Source organism: Tessaracoccus bendigoensis DSM 12906 (assembly GCF_900141915.1).
Classification (GTDB): domain Bacteria; phylum Actinomycetota; class Actinomycetes; order Propionibacteriales; family Propionibacteriaceae; genus Arachnia; species Arachnia bendigoensis.
Genome location: NZ_FQZG01000038.1, coordinates 1 through 19,899 on the forward strand (window position 1 = coordinate 1; position 19,899 = coordinate 19,899).

Consider the following 19,899-nt stretch of genomic DNA (forward strand, 5'->3'; position numbering starts at 1 on the left):
CAGGGAGACTGATACGTCGCGTTGGTATCCGGTGTTGTCGGGTTCGCGGCGCGTCAGGTCCTCCGACAGTCCACCGTTGAGCGCTGTGACAAGGGCGGACGCGAGCGTGTAGTCCCCTTCTCGGTCACGCGAACCGTGCGCGCAAACCTCCGCCTTCAATGTCAGGTGCATGTGCAACTTCGACAGCAATGCCACAAGGACCTGCCGGGCCAAACCAGCGCGGGCGGAGCATCGGGTGAGCACCGTGACCGTGCGGGCACACTGTGAAGGTGAGCCACTGCGGAGAATGGTCTCGATGACCTCGTCATCAGGCTCGTCCACGAGGGTATGGATGACCAACGCCTCACCCAGCCTGTCCGGCCGGAGTGGATTGAGCACCCCGACCCCCTTGTAGAGCCTGGAAAGCCAGCCGATCAGGCTCCGGCGACGCCCACGGTTCTCGTCGCGGGCAAGCTCAGGCAGACACTCCAGAAGCTGATCCGCCTCAGCTGCGTCTCGAGCGCCAGCCAAGGTCGCGACGGCGATACAACGTCGCAGCACATCAGCTGTCTCATCGGGTGCGCCCATCCTCCAGCACTTCTCTTCGTGCCGAAGGATGCGCTCCGCGGGATCCCTGCCCCAACTCGAGCCGACGCCCATCCCCGCCGCTTCGGACGAAGACAGCACGGCATCGAGCGCCGTGAACAGCACGCCAAGGGGCTCAGCCTGATCTGGGGACGACAGCGCGGGAGACCCGTCGGGAGGTTCGGCTCCCCAGGCCGAAGCGAAGCGCTCGACCGCGCAGCGGTAGAGCCGGTTTCGTTCGTCCAGGCTCAGGCCCTTCTCAGCGGCGTCCGATCGTTCCAAGTCCTGGATGATCTGCTTGACTGAGACGGTCGCGTCGTCCTTGATCGAGTCAATCAGACTGACGTGCCTCGGTCGTTCAGCGTCCCTGGTCAGAAGCATCAACCGCACAGGAGCCACGTCGGTTGCCCCGGACCTGAGCTGTCCGATAAGCGCGGCCACCTCGGAGGGAACGCGATCCTCCGCATAGTCCAAGACGATCAGGCGAGGCAGAGAAATCTGCCTCAGCGAGGTGTAAATATCGCTCAGCCCCCGTTGACCTCCCTCCCCGAACCTGGAGATCTCACCGACCACGACCCAGCCATGCGTCTCCACCATCCGGTGGCAAAGCTCGACCGCCAGCCGTGTCTTCCCGCCGCCGCCGACACCGGCGGCGAGCCCGACCTTGATCGGTTCCGGAGCCTGGCACCAGGCCTCAAGCGTATTCAGGTCGTCATCACGGAACAGGTACGGGACGACCCGGTACTCCGCCAGAAGCAGGTCGGCGGGATCTGGGTGCCCGCCACCGCGGTAGGTCCCCCACGATCGTTCCAGGACGTTCTCCGCATCCTGGATGGGGATGACTCCATGCCAGGCCATCCGGTGTCGGACGGCCTCCGCGCGGCTCGCTTCGAGGAGTTTCCGCCCCTCGACGACGAGCGCCTCGGGCACCCCGGGGAGAGCGCCGGTCAGGGCCTCGATCGGCGACGCCCAACCGCCAAGGGACGAGTCCGGGTCTCGGGTAACGCTCATCACACCCACAACTGCCCGCCGGGCGGGGCACACCAGTGGGGCGCCGCTCATGCCGTGACGGACGGCGTCCGACTTGAGGCTCAGCCAGCCGTCGCCCTCGAACCCGACAAACTCGAACTTGGCGGGCGACCCAACCGGATCTTGGCCCTTCTCGCGGCGGGCGTAACCCCATGCGGTACAGGTGGAGTCGCCTTCCGGAGACGCCGCCTCCACGAACGCGGACGGGTGCTCCCGCGCCTGATCGAATCGGATGATGGCCAGATCCGGGAAGGGCCAGAAGCCGCTCGGTGCCTCAGCCTCTCGGGTGTCGGACCGAGCCACCACCTCGGCATCGATTGGTTCCCCTCCGGTTGCTGGGGTAAGACGAACTCGGCTGAGCCCGTCCGCCACATGCGCCGCGGTCAGCACCCACCCAGGGGCCGCGTAGAAGCCGGAGCCAAGGATCTTGCCGTCGGGAGAATCGACGCGGACGACCAGGTGCTTGAGGAGCTCGGTCTTGACAGAGCCAATCACCGGTCAGGCCCCCCGGAATCCTCCGCCGGGGACGACCGCCCACCCAAACCCGAGAGCTCGGCTCGCAGTTCGGCGATCTCGACCTGCTGCTTGAGGCGGGCCAGCTCTGCGAAATCCGCGGCCGTGACTGCCTGCCCGGCCGAAAGGAGACGCTGCTCCGCGAGATCCACCTGCCGCTTCAACCGCGCCAACTCCGCTTCCTCGCCCGCAGAGGCCAGGCCTTGAAGAGCCCCGCGGGCCTTCGAGGCCGAATCGATGGCCTTCGGCAGCGAATCCAGGAGCGCGGCGGCGTCCGCGGTGGCGGCGGCGCCGGACGACGCGCCGTTCAACTCGACCCCAGTCAAGGCGCCGAGTGCAGAGAACTCAACGTTGGTATTCCGCCTCGCAAACCACGATTTCCGCAGTGGCAGCCGCAACTCGGTGCACGACGAGTCCATGATCAGCGTGCGGAAGACTGCCTGAACCGAGCAGACACCGTCCATTCGCCTGAGGGTGACCATTTCCACTGGGTGCGGTCTACGGATCGCCAGGTAGTCAGACGTGCCCGCCGCGCTACCGCTACCGCTGCGGGTCCCGGTGCGCGGCTCGTCCGAGGTGCCTGCGGGCAGGCGGACCGCCAGGATCTCCTTGGCCTGATAGAGAATCTCCTGCAGTGCACTCTTCGAGGGACTCTCGGTAAACTTCAGTTCCTCCCCGTCCCAGGTGGGTAGCTCGGCGACCGAGAGGAGGAGATCCCAGGACGCCTCCCTCTCCTTGAACGTGGACTTCCGCCACGTCTCGAAGTGGATACGCGCGGCGGAGACCTCGGCCTCGACGTCGATCAATGCCGCCTTCGAAGCCGTGTAGGCACGGCGGGTGGCCGCGTCCGGGGCGTCGCGGTGGGCCTTCCTTGCCCGGTCCGTGACTCGGTGGGTGTCGCCGAGTTCCGTCACGAGGAGCGCCAACCGCTCGGCCGCCTCTGGATGCGCCTGGGCATAGGCCGCGGCCACCGGGTCGGCCAGCGATGGCTTGTCCTCGTCCTGCAGCGAGGCCGGGCCCATCTTGGAGGGTGGACGAACCGCCCGTGTGGCCGCGAGCAGCGGGAGGCCGCCGGAGGCGAGCGCGGCCGCGGTCGCTCCCAGCGCGACGACGCCAGCCAGCACCTTCCCGACCTGGCCCGTGGTCTCGACGCCTGCCTGCGTTAGCAGACCGTCCTCAGTCAGGCCGAGTTTGACGGAGTAGTCGCGCCAGAATCCGCTGTCCAAGACCAGAGAGCGTGGCGCTGCGCTGTCCGCGACGGTGACCAGCTCAACCGCGAGGCCCGGCGTGGAGAGCGCTTCCCGGCCGAGGATCGTGTCCGTGAGGGTGGTCACGGTGCAGGACAAGCGCACCCTGGTAGTGGGCAGGTAGTAGTCGATCTGCGTCTGTGATCCCATCGATACCCCCCGACCTCGTCGTCGTGCGGGTTCACGCCCCAAGCGTCCCAGAACGAACCTTAGCACTCGGTCTCGGGCGTGTTGCGGTGCTGGCTGAGGTCGGGGCCTGTAGTGGGATCGGTCTCGATCGATCCGCGGGCGGGCGCGTCGAACCGCTTGTCTGGTTGTCCAGGCCCCTCTGTGGGCTTGCTGCACCGGGTGGCTCGACAAGGTGGGCGGGGGCTCGAACCGTGTAGGCCTTGCGGTGTTAATCGCACTGATGTATGATTAAGCATGCGCCTAAGTGAGGTCCCGAAGATCGCTCAGTGGGAGGTAGCCTCCGACCGGGCGGGTGTTCTGGCGGGTCAGTTGGCGCAGCTCAACAAAGACCTTGTCGATCTCGTTGCCGAGATCCTGGAGACCGACGCGTGGAACGGCGAAGGGTTCCGTTCTCCGGAGCATTGGCTGATGGTGCTCTGCGCGGTCTCACCCTCCCGCGCGCGCGACCTGGTTGCGGTGGCCCGGCGCCGGGGCCAGTTCCCGTTGTTGGAGGAGAAGATGGCCGCAGGCACCGTCAGCTTCGATCAGATGACGGTTGTTGCCCGGCATGTGCCGGTCTCGCACGCCGATTCCGTGGCGCTGTTCGTGGAGGCTGCCACCGTGCCGCAGCTGAGGAGGGCGCTGAGCAAGCGGGTCTACGAAGGGCCCGTGCCCGATCCCGGGTCCGAATCCGACACGGATCGGAGTGCCGAGGAGCATCCGGTTGCCCCGCTGGCAGATCAGTGCTCGTCGCTTCATATGGGTGTGGTCGACGGCCGGTTCCGGCTCACATTTGAGGCAGATCCGCTCGAAGGTGCGCTGGTGGAGCAGGCGGTCCGGGAGGCGAAGGACGCCCTGTTCAACACCGGAAACACCGATGCGACGCTGGCTGACGGTTTGGTGGAGGTGGCGTCGAGGTCGCTGGGGGCAGTTGAGTCGGGGTCTCGGCGGGACCACTACAAGGTGTTCATCCATCTCGAGGCCGACGGCACCGGGTGGATCAACAAGAAGGGCGCGTTGCCGCAGCATCTACTGCGTCGGTTCACCTGTGACGGGAAGCTTCGGCCGGTGTGGTTGAAGAAGGGCTCTCCGGTGTCGGTGGGCAGGGCGATGCGGATCGTGCCCGACCGGACCCGTCGTCTGGTCGAGGACCGTGACGGCGGCTGCCGGTTTCCTGGCTGCCCGGTGACGATGTTCCTGGAGAATCATCATCTTCAGCATTGGAGGGACGGAGGTGCCACCGACATCGACTCGGTGGTGTCGCTGTGTCCGAAGCATCACAGTCAGCATCATCAGGGGTTGTTCGGCATCGATGGCAACCCCAGTAGGCCGGATGGGTTGGTCTTCCGGTCACGGTATGGGTGGGTGTATCGGCCAAGGATTCCCGATCCCGTACCGCCGCCGGATCATCGTCCGCCGGACCCGCAGCCTATGAGGGGTTGGGTGATGGGCTACTCGATCGATTTCCCGCCCGACCTGCCAGAGGTCCGCCCCGCCGTCTGAACGCATGCCGCCGAGCGATTGCGCCGTTGTGAGTTCTTCGCGCAGGACTTGTCCTGCCTGACCGTCGCCGATATGCGGGGCATCGACCCGACAGGGACGCTGCACGACACCAGCCGCGTAACCGGATGCTTCGCAACCCCGACCTCGCCGCCTGGCGCGTTGGTGACCCTCTTCCACGGGTGCGGAGCCAGCGCGTCTGTCGATGCCAACGTCGCGGCCCTCTTCGCGTCCGCGGAGTGAGTTCGGAAGCCCAAGCGACCCGTTCCCCGACGGATAAGTGCTGTCACATTGGCGAGATCGGATTTCCGGGCCTTTGTGGAGCATCCTGCTGCACCTTTTCGGCTATTCGACATCGGAAGTCGCTGCTTGAGCCGGGCCGCAAGGTGCTGGGGAGGACGAGCAACGCATCCCGCGGGAAGCTGTGCCCGTCATCCGGAGGATGGCCGAGGTGTTGGCCCGGCCGGGAGGCGTCGTGGCGATGCTGGGCAGCCAATTCGATGATCCCAGGTGAGCGCAGTCGAGGCCGGTGATGTGGTCTTCGGGGTGGCGACGGTAGTGGTCGGCCCCCAGAATGCTCGGAGGGGCGGATTCCCTGGGGGCAGCCGCCATGTTCGTGTCAGTCGAGTGCAAGCACTTCTTGGAGTGCGGCGTCGACGGCGTGCAACTCCTCGTCATTGGGTCGGCCAGCGAACTCACCCAGCCGCGACTGCGGATCTATCACCGCGAGTTGCTCCACCATTACACGGATCAACATGTCGTTGATGTCAATCTCTGGCCGGAAGGATGCGGCCCGTCGGCCGGTCGACGTCGGGGCGATGACCCACGTGGACAGGCCCGCAGTCGTGCACGTCGGTGTGCCCGCTCGGTTTCCAGGATTGCATTGCGGACAGCCTCTGAACGCGACTGTCCCCCGCTGGTGAGGGACTCCAGTGCCCGTTCGACATTCGCATCGGTACGAATCGTAAGCCTGCGCCTGCTACGAAATGTACTGCGCGGCCCTCGTGTCGTCAGGACGGTGAGGCAGTGGCCGATCCTCGTCACCAGACGGATCAGAATCGACCACTGGCCGATTTTCGGGTCCCGGCCCGGGCGTTTCCCGGCGACCGCACCCTCCTCAGAGACCTTGGGCTTGTCGGAGGCCGGTGCGATACTTCGCAGCATGTCCTCTGATTCGCACGACCAGATCCGGGTGCGCGGCGCGCGCGTCAACAACCTGCGAGGCATCGACGTCGACATCCCGAAGCAGCGGCTCACGGTGTTTACCGGGGTATCGGGCTCGGGCAAGTCGTCGCTGGTGTTCGGCACCATCGCCGCCGAGTCGCAACGGCTGATCAACGAGACCTATCCGGCGTTCGTGCAGTCGTTCATGGCCAGCCCCGCCCGGCCGGACGTGGACTCGCTGGAGAACCTGTCCGCCGCGATCGTCGTCGATCAGGAACGGATGGGCGCCAACTCCCGCTCCACCGTCGGCACCGCCACGGACGTGAACAACCTGATGCGTCTGGTGTGGTCGCGGCTCGGCACCCCGGAGGTCGGCCCGAGCTTCCACTTCTCGTTCAATACGCCGCAGGGCATGTGCCCCACCTGCGAGGGCAACGGGCGGGTCTCCGCGGTCGACGAGACACTGATCGTCGACCGCGGCCTCTCCCTCGACGAGGGCGCCATCCTCGTGCCGGGCATGGGGGTCGGCACCTGGTACTGGAAGGGCTATGCCCGCAACCCCACCCTCGACCCGACGATCAAGCTGAAGGACCTACCCGACGAGCAGTGGCGATTCCTGATGCATCAGGAGCCCACCAAGGTCAGATCCGACGGCATCAACATCACCTATCTGGGCCTCATCCCGCGCGTGCGCCAGATGTTCCTCAACCCCGAGAAGGCGCCCGGGCAGAAGCACGCCCGCGAGTTCGCTGAGCGGATCGGCACGTTCAGCCCCTGCCCCGAGTGCGGCGGCACCCGTCTCAACGCGGCCGCCCGCGCCGCGACCGTGCGCGACGTGACACTGCCGGAGGCGCTCGGCTGGCAGATCTCCGACCTGGCCGGCTGGGTCGAGGTGCTGCGCGACTCCCCCGACGGCGACCGCGCCCGCCCCGTGCTCACCTCGCTGGCCGACCTGCTCGGCTCCCTGAGAGAGGTCGGGCTCGGCTACCTGTCGCTCGACCGCGAATCGGGCACCCTTTCCGGCGGGGAGGCCCAGCGCGTCAAGATGGTGCGCCACCTCGGCTCCGCGCTCACCGACCTCACCTACGTCTTCGACGAGCCTACCGTCGGCCTTCACCCCCACGACATCGACAAGATGGCCGACCTGCTGGCGCGGCTCCGCGACAAGGGCAACACCGTGTTGGTTGTCGAACACAAGCCGCAGGTGATCGCCCGGGCCGATCACATCGTCGACCTCGGCCCCGGCGCAGGCACCAACGGTGGCGAGATCACCTACACCGGCGACGTCGCGGGGCTGCGCGCCTCAGGCACCCTGACCGGGAACCACTTCGATGCCGAACCGGCCAGGCGGGAGTCGCTGCGCACCCCGTCTGCCGTCTTGCAGATCCGCGGCGCCTCCACCCACAACCTGCACGACGTCGACGTCGACCTTCCGCTGGGGGTGCTGACCGTCATCACCGGGGTCGCCGGGTCCGGCAAGTCGAGCCTGATCCACGGGTCGATCGCCGACGGCTCGATGGCGCAGGCGGGCGAGCTGCGCGTCGTCGACCAGAGCGCCATCCGCGGCTCGATCCGCTCGAACCCGGCCACCTACACGGGCCTGCTCGACCCGATCCGGGCGGCGTTCGCGAAGGCCAACAGGGTCAAACCGGCGCTGTTCTCCGCCAACTCGGAGGGTGCCTGCCCCAACTGCAAGGGGCTCGGCGTGGTCTACACCGACCTCGGCATGATGGCCGGCATCGCGAACACCTGCGAGGTGTGTGAGGGGCGCCGGTTCACCGAGGACGTGCTCCGCTACAGGCTGCACGGGCTGAACATCGCCGAGGTGCTCGCACTACCGGTCGCCGACGCCGCGTCCGTCTTCACCACCGGCAATCCCGGCAAGATCCTGCAACGCCTCCAGGCGGTCGGCCTGGGCTATCTGCGCCTCGGCCAACCGTTGTCGACGCTGTCGGGCGGCGAGCGGCAGCGGATCAAGCTCGCCATCCGAATGGGCGAAGGCGCGGGCGTCTATGTGCTCGACGAGCCCACCACCGGCCTGCACATGGCAGACATCGAGGCGATGCTGGCGATGCTCGACCGCCTGGTCGACGAGGGCAACTCGGTGATCGTGATCGAGCACTCGCTGCCGGTGATGGCGCACGCCGACTGGATCGTCGACCTCGGCCCAGGCGCCGGCCACGACGGGGGCCGCGTCGTCTTCGAGGGCACACCATCCGACCTGGCGCGCTCCGGCACCCTCACCGGCCAGCACCTCGCCACCTACCTCGGCGCCGCGGCGACGGCCTGACATACCAGCGAATTACCGCAGGTAGCGTGGACAAACCGCAGGTATCGAGACAGATCGCTGGTAACAAGGACCACCGCGGAGCCGGCCAGCGCGGACACCAGCGAAATAGCGCGACACCAGCGAAATACGGCAGGTAACGCGCAATACCCCTGGTAACGCGGACAAACCCCTGGTACGCGCAGTACCGCTGGTAACGCGAGCGGAGGTCGAGACTGATCAGTTGGCCTCAAGACGAGGAGGACGAGGCGTACCTGCGGACGTCGTCAGCCGCGGGTCAGGTAGCTGTAGCGGTGATGCTCGATGAAACCCTCCGACGCGTACAACGCCAGCGCCGACTCGTTTTCCACCTCGACCTGCAGCCCCAGATACCTGGCACCCAACCGCACCGCCTCGACGCCGAGCGCATGCAGCATCTCGCGGCCATGGCCGAGCCCGCGGGCCGACTCCCGGACCTCGAGGCAGCTCAGCACGGCCCACCGGCCGCTCACCGCGACCCGACCCACCGCCACATCGCCGATCCGCAGATAGCTGGCCGGGGCCGCTACCGCCTCGGCAAGCCGGTCGGGCTCCATCCCGGCCACCGCGACCCAGGCGGCGTCGGGTTCATCCACACGCTCGAAACCGACACTTGGCCCAGGCCCGGCCTCCCGAACCAGCACGACTGTAGGTTTTGCCGGCCGGAAACCCGCTGCGAGCGCCTCACCTTCCCGGCGCCCACCCTCGACGGCCTGCAGCGTCACCGGCCCCGCATTCCACTGTTCGGCCGCCGCGACCGCCTCGTCGAACGGCAGCTCGGGGTCCCCGACGGTGAGCACCGAATTGGCCCGCGCGCTGGCTCCCCTCCCGGAACGAAGCACCCATCCCCCGAGCCGGGCCCGCCTCAACCCCGGCCAGGTCCGGTCGAAGACCCGCTCGAGGCCCTCGGCATCGGAGGTCGGCAGCACCACGCGCTCAGGCACCCCGCGCACGGTTTCGACCTCGGAGCGCGGCACCCATACCGCTCCCCTGTCCTCCGGCAGCACGACCATCCAATCCTGATTCGCGGCGATCAGGTGCCCGACGACATCGCTCAACGCGCCGCTGGCCGTGCGCCGCCGCAGGCTGACCCGCTTAGTCGTCGCATCCGGTGCGGGCAGGATCGGTGAAGGCACCGTCACGCGCCTCTCGCGGCAGCGTAGGCGGGGCGGATCACCTCGCGCACCATCGATTCGCGATGGTCGTGCGGCAGGAACGCGGCCCGCATCGCGTTGACCGTGGTGAACTCGATGTCGTCGAGATCCCAGCCGAACGTCTCGACCAACCGCTCGTACTCGCGGGTCATGGTGGTGGCGCTCATCAGGCGGTTGTCGCAGTTGATCGTGACGTTGAACCCCAGGTCTTTCAGCAACTCGACAGGATGCTCGGCCAAGGTCGCCGCCACCCCGGTCTGCAGGTTCGACGACGGCGAGATCTCGAGCGGCACCCGGGCGTCGCGCACGTACGCGGCGAGCCTGCCGAGCTTCGCCACTCCGTCGACGATCTGGATGTCCTCGGCGATCCGGACGCCGTGGCCAAGCCGGTCGGCCCCACACAATTGCCTGGCCTCCCAGATCGAGGGCAGCCCGGCAGCCTCCCCCGCATGGATCGTGAAGCTCAGGTTGGCCCGTTTGAGCAGCTGGAAGGCTGGCAGGAACCTCGACGGCGGGAACCCATCCTCGGCGCCTGCGATGTCGAACCCGCAAACCGAGTCGTCGCGATACCTCACCGCCAATTCGGCAATGGTGACGCTCGGCTCGACGTGGCGCATGGCCGTGACGATCTGCCTGGCGATGATGGGCGTTCCTCGGGTCGTCGCCTCGTGCGTGCCGGCGGCCAGTCCGTCGCGGACCGCCTCGACGGTCTCCTCGAGCGACAGCCCCCGCTGCAGGTGCTGCTCCGGGGCCCACCTGGCCTCCGCGTAGACGACGCCGTCCGCGGCTTGGTCCAGCACGAACTCCCGCGCCACCCTGTGCAGGTGTTCGGCCGTCTGCATCGCCGCGACGGTGTGGTCGAAGGTCCGCAGGTAGCGCACCAGGGAGCCAGAGTCGGCGGCAGCGTAGAACCAGGCGCCCAAAGCCTCCGGTTCCCGGGCCGGCAGCTCATGGCCGACCTCGGCGCAGTGCTCGAGCACGGTGGCCGTGCGTAGCCCGCCGTCGAGGTGGTCGTGCAGCGCCACCTTCGGAAGGGATCGGATGGTCTCTGCGCTGAGCACGGGCGCTCCTCTACTACTGATCGGACAGGTCCGCCGGGCCGAATGCCTGCGGCAGCATCTCCGCCATCGTAGTGAGGCCCGCGGGGCTCTGGAGAACCAGGTCGGGCCCGCCGTGCTCGGAAAGCAGTTGGCGGCAACGTCCACAGGGCGTGATGACCTCCCCACGGCCGTTGACGCAGACGAACGCGACGAGCCGTCCCCCACCGGAGGCGATCAGGCTGGAGACCAGCCCGCACTCGGCGCACAGCGTCACGCCGTATCCTGCGTTCTCGACGTTGCAGCCCACGACGATCCGGCCGTCCTCGACGACCGCGGCCGCCCCCACCGGGTAGCCGGAATAGGGGACGTAGGCGAACCTGGCGACCGCGTCGGCCTCAGCCTTCAACGCTTCCCAGTCGATCTGCATGTCAGTGCGACTTCACGAAGTGGGCGCCGTCGGCGGCCGGAGCCCGGACCCGTCCGACCAGCCCGGCGACGGCGATGATGGTGGCCAGATAGGGCAGCATCTCGATGAAGTCGCTAGGGATCGGCAGTTGCATGGGTTTGGTGGTCTGCGCCAGAGCCCGGAGGAAGCCGAAGAACAACGCGGTCAGGGCGCCGAGCACGGGGTGCCAGCGGCCCATGATCACCGCGGCAAGGGCGATGAAGCCGTTGCCTGCCGTCGGGTTGTTGTCCTGGAAGGCGCCGACCGAGCCGATGGTGAAGTATGCGCCACCCAGGCCCGCGAACACGCCGCCGAGCAGCACAGCCGACGTCTTGGTCGAGATCACGTTGATGCCGACCGTGTCCGCGGCGTGGGGCTGTTCCCCGACGGAACGGACCCTGAGGCCCCACCGGGTGCGGAAGATCAGGAACCACACCAGGATGATCGAGAAGAACGCGATGTAGGTCAGCGGCCGCTGGTTGAACAGGATCGGCCCGATGAACGGGATCTGGTCGAGCCCTGGAACGGCCACCGGCAGCATGGGCCGCACGTTGCTGAAGGTCGCCATGTCCTTTGCGACCAACTGCTGGTAGATGAAGCCGGTCAGGCCCGTGGCCAGAACGTTGATCACGACGCCGATGATGACGTGGTCCACCAGGAAACGCAGCGTGAAGAACGCCAGCACCCCGGCCATCAGCACGCCTGCCAGGGCGGCCGCGAAGAGCCCTGCGATGAACGACTGGGTCAGCGAGAAGGTCAGGGACGCGGTGAAGGCCGAGGTGAGGAACATGCCCTCGATGGCGATGTTGACGACGCCCGCGCGCTCCGCGAGGACGCCGCCGAGCACACCGAAGAACAGTGGTGTCGCGTAGGCGAGCGTCAAATTGAGCTGGCTGGTCAGGGTGAACGGCAGAGTCGAACTGGCGGCGACCCAGGCGAGGAATCCGAACAGTACCGCGGCCCCGGCGACGAGCCCGGCGACCGTCCTACCCCACCGCGGCAGTCGGCCGGTGAACAGGGCGATCCCCGCGGCGAGGGTGAGCAGCGCACAGATCGCGACCGTCAGCGTGCCGGGAATCTCGATGCTCGGGAGTTGCACCTCATCGAACGCGTCGGAAAGTGCGATGGTACCGCTGCCATCAACAGTGAATGCCATCCAAAGGAGGATTGCGCCGACGATTGTGACCAGTGAGCTGGTCGAGATCCGCTGCGCCTTCGCCTCGGGCGATTCGATCCTCTGCGGCGAAGCCGCTTCGGGCACGATAATGCCGGTTTCGGTGCTCATGCCCCAGCCACCAACCCTTCCGGGGTCATCTTCTTCTTCGGCTTGCGCTCCTTCAGGAACGGGAGCAGCCAAGCCACGAACGCGGGTGCCGCAACGAAGAGCACCACGAGCGCCTGGATCAGGTCGGTCAGTTTGTCCGGGGTGCCCGCCATCGTCACCATGGTGCGTCGTGAGGCCTTGAGCGCGCCGAACAGCAGGCCTGCGAACACCACCCCGAGGGGCCGGGACCGGCCGAGCAGCGCGACCGTGATGGCGTCGAACCCGAGGGTTCCGATGATGGTGCCGGTCATCTGAGGGGGGCTGCCGGTCAGCGACTCGGGTGCGGTGACCATCATCACGCCGGCGAGGCCTGCCAAAGCGCCCGAGAGCGCCATCGTGATCATCGTGATGTTCGACACCGAGGCGCCGGCCGTCGCGGCTGCGTTCGGGTTGAGCCCGACCGCCTTCAGGTTGATGCCGAACTTGGTGCGCTCAAGGAGCCACCACGAGGCGGCTGCTGCGATCAATGCCAGTAGGAATCCCAGGTGGAGGCTACTTCCGGCGATCCTCGGCATCGTCGCCGACCACTCGAGGACCGGTGAGATGGGGTCCGCCCGGCCAGGGGCCTGGAAGGCGGGCTGCAGCATGAAGTAGGCCAGGATGCTGCCTGCGATGTAGTTCATCATGATCGTCAGGATCACCTCGTGGGCGCCTGATCGCGCCTTCAGCAGCCCGACGATTCCGCCCCAGATGGCGCCCGCGAGCACTCCCGCCAGGATCACCAGGGGCAGATGGATGAAGATCGGCAGTCCCTTCACCGTGAACCCGAGGAACGCGGCGAACAGGGCCCCGACCATCGCCTGCCCCTGAGCACCGATGTTGAACAGCCCGGCCCGGAACGCCACCGCGACGCCGAGGCCCGCGCAGATCAGGGGGGTCGCTTCACGGGTGGTGTTGGTCAACGCCCCCCACGAGCCCACCGAACCGACCCACATCGCGTGGAAGGTGGCCGCGATCTTGTCCCAGGATGCCGAGAGCGCGTCCCCTGGCCTGGAGAAGAAGTAGGCCCACTTCGAGGCGACCTCCGCATCGGCGGCCACCATCACGATGGCGCTGACCAGGAATGCGAGGAGCAGCGAGGCGATGGTGATGATGGTCGACTGGAGCCAGGCCGGTCGCCGGGTCTCACTCATGGGTTGCCTCCTTCATCGTGGCGAGCGCATCCTCGTGCGGCACGCCCGCCATCATCAACCCCAGAACGTCGCGGGAGGTGTCGGGGGGGACGATGCCGACGATCCTTCCGCGGTACATCACCGCGATCCGGTCGGCCAGGGACTCGACCTCCTCCAATTCGGTGGAGATGATCAGCACCGCGGTGCCCCTGTCGCGTTCACCGACGATGCGTTTGTGCAGGAACTCGATCGCGCCGACGTCGACGCCTCGGGTCGGCTGGGACGCGAGCAGCAGCGCCAGCGGGCGCGACAGTTCCCGGGCCAGGACGACCTTCTGCTGGTTTCCGCCCGAAAGGGAGTTGACGCTCTGGGTGTGCGACGTGGCGCGGATGTCGAACTCCTCGATCCGCGCGATCGCATTCTCTGCGATGGCCTTCAACTGGAGGGATCCGAATTTCGTGAAACCGTCCAGATTGTCCAACACCAGGTTCTCAGCGATGGAGAACTCTCCGATGAAACCGTCGCGGTGCCGGTCCTCCGGCACGTACCCGAGTCCGGCCTTGATGCTTCTGGCCGGTCTGGCGTTGGTGATGTCGGCGCCGTCGAGGTTCACCGTCCCGGAGACCGGTGTCATCGTGCCCAGCAGCGCCTCAGCCAACTCGGTCTGCCCGTTGCCCTGAACCCCCGCGATACACACGATCTCCCCGCCGCGCACCGTCAGGCTGAGATCGTCGACGGCGACCGCCCCCGACTCGGAGGCGACGGTGAGGTGGTCGATCACCAACCGCTCGCTGCCCGGGTCAGCCGCCGTCTTTCCGACCTTCAACGAGACCGAGCGTCCGACCATCATGGTGGCCAGTTCGCCCTCCGAGGTTCCCGGTTCGGCCTGGCCGACGACCTTCCCGCGCCGGATCACGGTGATGTCGTCGGCGACGGCACGGACCTCGCGGAGCTTGTGTGTGATGAACACGATGGCGCGGCCCTCGTCTCGCAGCGACTGCATCACGAGCATCAGTTCGTCGATCTCCTGCGGCGTCAGCACCGCCGTTGGCTCGTCGAAGATCAGGTACGTGGCGTCGTTTGCGAGGGCTTTGAGGATCTCAACCCGTTGTTGGATACCGACGGGAAGGTCTTCAACGAGCGCATCAGGGTCGACGTCGAGCTTGTAGCGCGCGCTGAGCTCGCGGACCTTGCGCCTGGCTGACTGGAGGTCGAGCATTCCGGCGCGGGTGGGTTCGTGGCCGAGGACCATGTTCTCGGCGACCGTGAATACGGGGATGAGCATGAAGTGCTGGTGCACCATACCGATGCCGGCGGCCATGGCCTGCTTGGGGTTGGTCAGTTTGAGAGAAGTCTCCCCCAGGCGAATCTCACCTTCGTCGGCTTCCAGCAGCCCGAAGAGGATGTTCATCAGCGTCGACTTGCCTGCGCCGTTCTCACCCAACAGGCAGTGGATCCGGCCCGGGACGATGTCGACGGTGATGTCGTCGTTGGCTGTCAACGGGCCGAAACGCTTCGTGATGCCACGCAGCGACAGCGTCGGCTGCTGCCCCACCTCGGTGATGCTCACTTGGAAGCTCCTCCTTCGCCTGGCCCGTCGCCACCTGCCCAAGGGTAGCGGTCGGACGTCCCTGATCTCGGGTGACGGGACGGAGGGAGGGGCGCTGGGTCAGCGCCCCTCCCTCCGGTCTGTCAGTTGTGGGTGGCTGTCACTTCGGCTGGGCCGGCGACTTGATGGTGATCTTGCCGCTGATGATGTCGTCCCTGATCTGGTCGAGCTCACTCTGCAGACCTTCGGGCATCTTCGACTCGAAGTCGTGGAACGGGGCCAGCGAGACGCCATCGTTCTCAAGCGTCCCGACGAACGGGTCCGAGCTGAAGTCGCCGTCGATGGCCGACTTGATCGTGTCGAACACGGCAACATCCATCGCCTTCATGACGGAGGTCATGATCTGCGGCCCGAACTCGGGGGCGGAGATGAAGCCGTCGGTGTCGACCCAGATCGCGTTGACCTTGCCGTTGGACTCCTGAGCGGCCTGCAGCGCGCCGAGGCCAGCCGGGCCGGCGACCGGCATGATGATGTCGGCTCCCTGCGCGATGAGGGTGGCTGCGGTGTTTTTTCCGCCGGGGATGTCACCGAACGGTTTGTTGCCGCCGACGAACTGGCCGTCCTGAGCGGCATCATCCCAGCCGATCACCTTGACGGAGGCGCCCTTTGTCTCGTTGTAGTGAGCCACACCCTCGACGAAACCGTCCATGAAAATGGTCACGGTCGGGTACTTCGCACCGCCGAATGTGCCGACGGTGCCCGACGTGGACATCGCTGCCGCCGCATAGCCAGCCATGTAGGCGGGCTGCGCGGTGTTGAAGATCAGCCCCTTGGCGTTGTCAACTCCCTCGAACGACGAGTTGTCGACGATGGCGAAGTGGACGTCGGGGTTCTGCTTTGCGGCCGCCTCGGTGGCGCTGGCCAACGCGAACCCGACGGTGATGATGATGTTGCACTTGGCCGCGATCATCGATTGCACGTTGCCGGCGTACTCGCCTTCGGCGTTGGATTCGATCTGCTTGGTCTGGATGCCGAGCTCTTCCTTGGCGTTCATCATTCCGTTGTAGGCGGTCTCGTTGAACGACTTGTCGTCGAAACCACCCGCGTCGGAAACCATGCACGCCAGGAAGTCGGACGCATCACCGCCAGAGGTGGATGTCGCGCTCGCGTCCGGTGTCTCGGGTGCAGGCGATCCGGTACCGGGGGGCTCGGCGCAGCCGGCGAGGGTGAGGGCAGAGGCGCTGACCAGCGCCAGGATGCTCATCAGGGGCTTCTTCACGAAGATTCCTCCTAGGAGATGACTATGGCAACGATGACCATACCGCCGTTCCACCACGGGTTTCTCCCCTTGCAGAGGATAGTTATAGACCCGAAACATTCGCTCTCACGGCTCTGTCGGAGCGACCTGGCGCACCAGCGCCCCGGCCGAGCGGATCATCGCGATGGTCTGCTGCCGCCAGTCGATCTCCTGGCTCCGGTACGGCCCGGTCGCAAGCGAGATGACCACCGCGGCGGCACGCAGACGCAACTCGACCGGGTCGACGCGTCGATCGAACACCGGCACCCACCTGGCCAGCAGATCGCGGACCTTCGCCTCCTGTTGAGGATTCATCCTCTGGATCGTCGACAGGTGGCCGATCAGGCAGGCGAGGTCGTCGGCCCGGCGCCCGGGCCCGATGGTGTCGACGTCGAGCATTCCGACGACCTTGCCTCCAGCCACCCGCAGTTGCCCCTCATGGAAGTCGCCATGGGTCGCCTCGTTGCCCGGTGGAAATCGGGACAGCCCATGCGAGATCTGTGCGCTCAACCACGAGAGTTCCTGTGCCAGTTCGGGCAGTGTCGCCGAGACCATCCGCGCATAGTGGCCCACTGCGTCGGCCCAGGGGGCCCTGCGCCCCAGCCCCGCGACAGCCTGAGGCATGGCGTCGAGCAGCCTGATCAGGTCTTCGGGTGGGCACGGGTCCCCTGGCTCGAAGATTGCCCTGGCCAGAGACTTCCCAGGCAACTCCCGCGTGACCAGGAGGTGATCGTCTGTGGTGAGCACCACCTCGGGGGCCGGGAGGCCTGCGTCTCGCAGGAGCGCATGCTTGTGGTGGATCTCGCCGAACACGCGTTCGCGGAGCACCTTGACGTAGAACACCTCGTGGGGATCGCTCACTACGACCTTGACCACGGCCCGACGCCGGGGCCGGTACGCGATCATCGACAGCGACAGCTGTTCGGCGGTCACAGGCCGGGAAAGGACCGAGCCGACGTTGAGGGTTTCGGCCATGCGGTCGGGGAAGGCCGCCCGCGGCAACCCGAGGAGGTCGGGATCGTTCGGGTACAGCCACACGGCCACCTGACGGTGCCCGTCCTCGAAGATCTCCGCTCTGCCGTCGGTCGGAGACAGTTCACCAGTCCGCGCGCTCACCCCGAGCAGTTCGGTGCGTTCGCCATGGGGCCAGCGGACCTGTGCGACATACGTCGCCGTGGTGGACTGTTCCGGGGCCGCGTCGACATGGTCGAGTGACCAGTTCAGCAGGTGCCCACCCTGATGCTCCACAGCGGCCCTCAGCAGGGGCTCCACGCTTGGCCCGGTCAGGAGTCGGGCGCCGTCGTCAGGCATCTCCCCCACCGGTGTTGGAGGGTTCGCGTCGAAGTGTGAGCCAGGAGGCACGCCTCCCGTCGACCGCGCTCACCTGCAGGACGAACCTGGCGGGAGTGCCATCTTCATCACCACGGGGCGGCAAGCTGCATTCGAGGGTCGCTCCGAGGCGCGGGATCTGACCGGATCTGGCCATGAAGAAGCCTGCGACCGTGTCATAGGGCCCCTCCGGCATGGCGAATCCCGTCAGCTCGGCAAACTCCTCGATGGTGGTGAGCCCGTCGACCTCGTTGACCTGGCGGCGCTCCGCCTCGGACGGCTCGTCATACTCGTCGGTGATGTCACCGACGAGTTCCTCGACGAGGTCTTCTATGGTGACGATCCCTGCGGTTCCTCCGTACTCGTCACGGACGATGGCCATGTGCGCCTTGGCAGCGCGCATGGAACTCAATGCGTGCAGAATCTTGACCGTCTCAGGCAGCGACATCACGTCCCGGGCCAGCGATCGAACATCGCCCTCCCTCGCCGCGCCCTCTACGTCCATCAGATCGCGGACGTGGATGAACCCCACGATGCGGTCGTTGGAGCCGTCGGTGACCGGGTACCGGGAGCGTGGTGCGCCGCGGACCTCGCGATAGGCCAGCCCGATCGGCATGTCGGCAGCGAGGAAGTCGACCTCGGTTCGCGGCACCATCACCTCACGCAGCGACCGCTCCCCGGCGTCGAAAAGTTCATCGACGATGCTGCGCTCCTCGGCGCCGAGCGTGGAGGAACTGGACAGCATCGAGCGCAATTCCTCGTCGCTGACCTGGTCTTTGGAAAGCGACGGGTCCCCTCCGAGTAACCTGACGAGGAAGTTGGTCGACAGGTCCAGGAACCAGATCACCGGGCGGGCCAGCGTTGCGATCCCCGACACCAGCGGCGCGAGGCCGAGCGAGAATGCCTCCGCCCTCTGCATCGCCAGGCGCTTCGCCGTCAACTCCCCGATGACGATGGAGAAGTATGAGATCACCACGGTCACCAGCACCAACGCCAGCGGTGAGGCGACACCCTCCGGGACGCCCCACCCCACAAACACAGGGCTCAGCTCCTCGGCTATCGTGGCCCCACCGAATGCGGCCGACAACATCCCGGAAACGGTGACGCCGATCTGAACGGCCGACAGGAACAGATTCGGGTTGCTCGTGAGCCGCTGGATCGCCTGCCCACGTTTGCCCTTCGCCGCGAGTTGCTTCACCTGGCTCTCGCGGAGGGTCACCATCGCCATCTCGGCGGCCGCGAATGTGCCCCCGATGAGGATGAATACGAAGATCAGAGCAATGTCGCTCCACACGGAAGGTCCGCCCCCTACCGGAAGATGACTGTTCGGTTGCCGTCGGCGAGCACGCGGTGTTCCGCGAAGAGCCGCACCGCCTCGGCCAGCGTCTGGGATTCCTGCGCCTGCCCTTTGCGCATCAGCTTGGCCACGCTCATGGTGTGATCGACCCGCACCACGTTCTGTTCGATGATAGGCCCCTCGTCGAGATCGCTGGTGACGAAGTGCGCGGTGGCCCCGATCAGCTTCACGCCTCGGGTGTGTGCCTGGCGGTAGGGGTTGGCGCCCTTGAAACCGGGTAGGAACGAATGGTGGATGTTGATCGCCCGCCAGGCGAGGAAGTCGCAGAGCTCAGGGCTCAGGATCTGCATGTAGCGCGCCAACACCACGAGTTGGACGTCGTGGTCCTCGACCACCTGCCGGACGCGTGCCTCAAAATCTGGTTTGGTTTCCGGGAAGACGGCGTGGCTCTCGAAGTCGACGCCGTAAAACTCGGCCATGGGCGACAACTGGTCGTGGTTCGCCATGATCCGCACCACGTCGATGGGCAGTTCCCCTCCCTGCCAACGGAATAGGAGGTCGTTCAGAGCGTGACCGGCCTTGGATGCGAGAACCAGGGTGCGCACCGGAGTGCCCACATCATCGACGCGGAGTCGGGCCCCGAACTCGGCGGTCGCCTCCCGGATCGCCCCGTCCAAGGGTTGCGCCCCGGCGCCGTCCACCGCGATCCGGGTGAAGAACCGCCCCGAATCGGGAGACGAGAACTGCTGCAATTCCGCGATGTTGCCGCCCACCTGCACGATCGCCCCACTGATCGCATGCACGATCCCGGGACGGTCTGGGCAGTCGAGAGTGACGACGAGCTGAGGCATGCGCGCAATGC

At 66.6% G+C, this 19,899-nt stretch carries 15 protein-coding genes; 2 read left to right on the forward strand and 13 right to left on the reverse strand.

Translation table 11 applies throughout. The annotated features are described in order from the left end of the window. A partial coding sequence (locus BUC15_RS10910) for a S1 family peptidase (protein WP_139280220.1) occupies positions 1 to 2,088 on the reverse strand: 2,088 nt, incomplete at its 3' end. After that, positions 2,085 to 3,503 (reverse strand): hypothetical protein, encoded by a 1,419-nt coding sequence (locus BUC15_RS10915; protein WP_073188146.1) that lies wholly within the window; start codon positions 3,501 to 3,503, stop codon positions 2,085 to 2,087. The genes BUC15_RS10915 and BUC15_RS10910, both read right to left, overlap by 4 nt. 273 nt (positions 3,504 to 3,776) lie before the next feature. Here BUC15_RS10915 and BUC15_RS10920 point away from each other — a divergent pair, with 273 nt between their 5' ends. Continuing rightward, positions 3,777 to 5,024: an HNH endonuclease signature motif containing protein gene (locus BUC15_RS10920; protein WP_073188148.1), complete on the forward strand. Its 1,248-nt coding sequence runs from the start codon at positions 3,777 to 3,779 to the stop codon at positions 5,022 to 5,024. Between the two features lie 616 nt (positions 5,025 to 5,640). Here BUC15_RS10920 and BUC15_RS10930 read toward each other — a convergent pair. After that, positions 5,641 to 5,856, reverse strand: coding sequence for a type II toxin-antitoxin system PemK/MazF family toxin (locus BUC15_RS10930; protein ID WP_084189523.1), 216 nt, complete (start codon positions 5,854 to 5,856; stop codon positions 5,641 to 5,643). A gap of 327 nt (positions 5,857 to 6,183) precedes the next feature. Between BUC15_RS10930 and BUC15_RS10940 the strand changes: the two genes are divergently transcribed. Further along, complete coding sequence (locus BUC15_RS10940; protein ID WP_073188153.1) at positions 6,184 to 8,475, forward strand: ATP-binding cassette domain-containing protein; 2,292 nt, start codon at positions 6,184 to 6,186, stop codon at positions 8,473 to 8,475. 263 nt (positions 8,476 to 8,738) lie between these two features. On the opposite strand, the gene BUC15_RS10945 is transcribed toward BUC15_RS10940, so the two are convergent. The 10 genes from BUC15_RS10945 to BUC15_RS10990 all read right to left on the reverse strand — a co-directional run bounded on the left by BUC15_RS10945 (position 8,739) and on the right by BUC15_RS10990 (position 19,897). After that, a complete protein-coding gene (locus BUC15_RS10945) occupies positions 8,739 to 9,626 on the reverse strand; it encodes a GNAT family N-acetyltransferase (RefSeq protein ID WP_139280221.1) in 888 nt (295 codons plus the stop codon). 2 nt (positions 9,627 to 9,628) lie between these two features. After that, a complete protein-coding gene (locus tag BUC15_RS10950) occupies positions 9,629 to 10,705 on the reverse strand; it encodes an adenosine deaminase (protein WP_084189524.1) in 1,077 nt (358 codons plus the stop codon). A gap of 13 nt (positions 10,706 to 10,718) precedes the next feature. After that, on the reverse strand, positions 10,719 to 11,111 hold the full coding sequence (locus BUC15_RS10955) for a cytidine deaminase (RefSeq protein ID WP_073188158.1): 393 nt from the start codon (positions 11,109 to 11,111) through the stop codon (positions 10,719 to 10,721). A 1-nt stretch (position 11,112) separates the two neighbouring features. Continuing rightward, on the reverse strand, positions 11,113 to 12,414 hold the full coding sequence (locus BUC15_RS10960) for an ABC transporter permease (protein ID WP_073188160.1): 1,302 nt from the start codon (positions 12,412 to 12,414) through the stop codon (positions 11,113 to 11,115). Further along, on the reverse strand, positions 12,411 to 13,586 hold the full coding sequence (locus BUC15_RS10965; RefSeq protein ID WP_073188163.1) for an ABC transporter permease: 1,176 nt from the start codon (positions 13,584 to 13,586) through the stop codon (positions 12,411 to 12,413). Before BUC15_RS10965 ends, BUC15_RS10960 begins: the two co-directional genes overlap by 4 nt. Beyond that, complete coding sequence (locus BUC15_RS10970; protein ID WP_073188165.1) at positions 13,579 to 15,135, reverse strand: ABC transporter ATP-binding protein; 1,557 nt, start codon at positions 15,133 to 15,135, stop codon at positions 13,579 to 13,581. The genes BUC15_RS10965 and BUC15_RS10970 overlap by 8 nt, the downstream gene beginning before the upstream one ends. A 139-nt stretch (positions 15,136 to 15,274) precedes the next feature. Beyond that, entirely contained in the window at positions 15,275 to 16,393 is a 1,119-nt protein-coding gene (locus BUC15_RS10975; RefSeq protein ID WP_175558306.1) for a BMP family lipoprotein, read from the reverse strand. A gap of 105 nt (positions 16,394 to 16,498) precedes the next feature. Further along, the gene (locus BUC15_RS10980) at positions 16,499 to 17,722 is read right to left on the reverse strand and encodes a phosphotransferase (RefSeq protein ID WP_073188167.1); all 1,224 of its coding nucleotides are present in this window, start codon (positions 17,720 to 17,722) and stop codon (positions 16,499 to 16,501) included. Continuing rightward, positions 17,715 to 19,034, reverse strand: a complete 1,320-nt coding sequence (locus BUC15_RS10985) for a hemolysin family protein (RefSeq protein ID WP_073188169.1) — start codon at positions 19,032 to 19,034, stop codon at positions 17,715 to 17,717. The genes BUC15_RS10980 and BUC15_RS10985 overlap by 8 nt, the downstream gene beginning before the upstream one ends. Before the next feature lie 14 nt (positions 19,035 to 19,048). After that, positions 19,049 to 19,897 carry a formyltetrahydrofolate deformylase gene (locus BUC15_RS10990; protein WP_217652211.1) on the reverse strand — a complete coding sequence of 283 codons (849 nt, stop codon included), beginning with the start codon at positions 19,895 to 19,897 and terminating at the stop codon, positions 19,049 to 19,051. Positions 19,898 to 19,899: the final 2 nt, after the last annotated feature.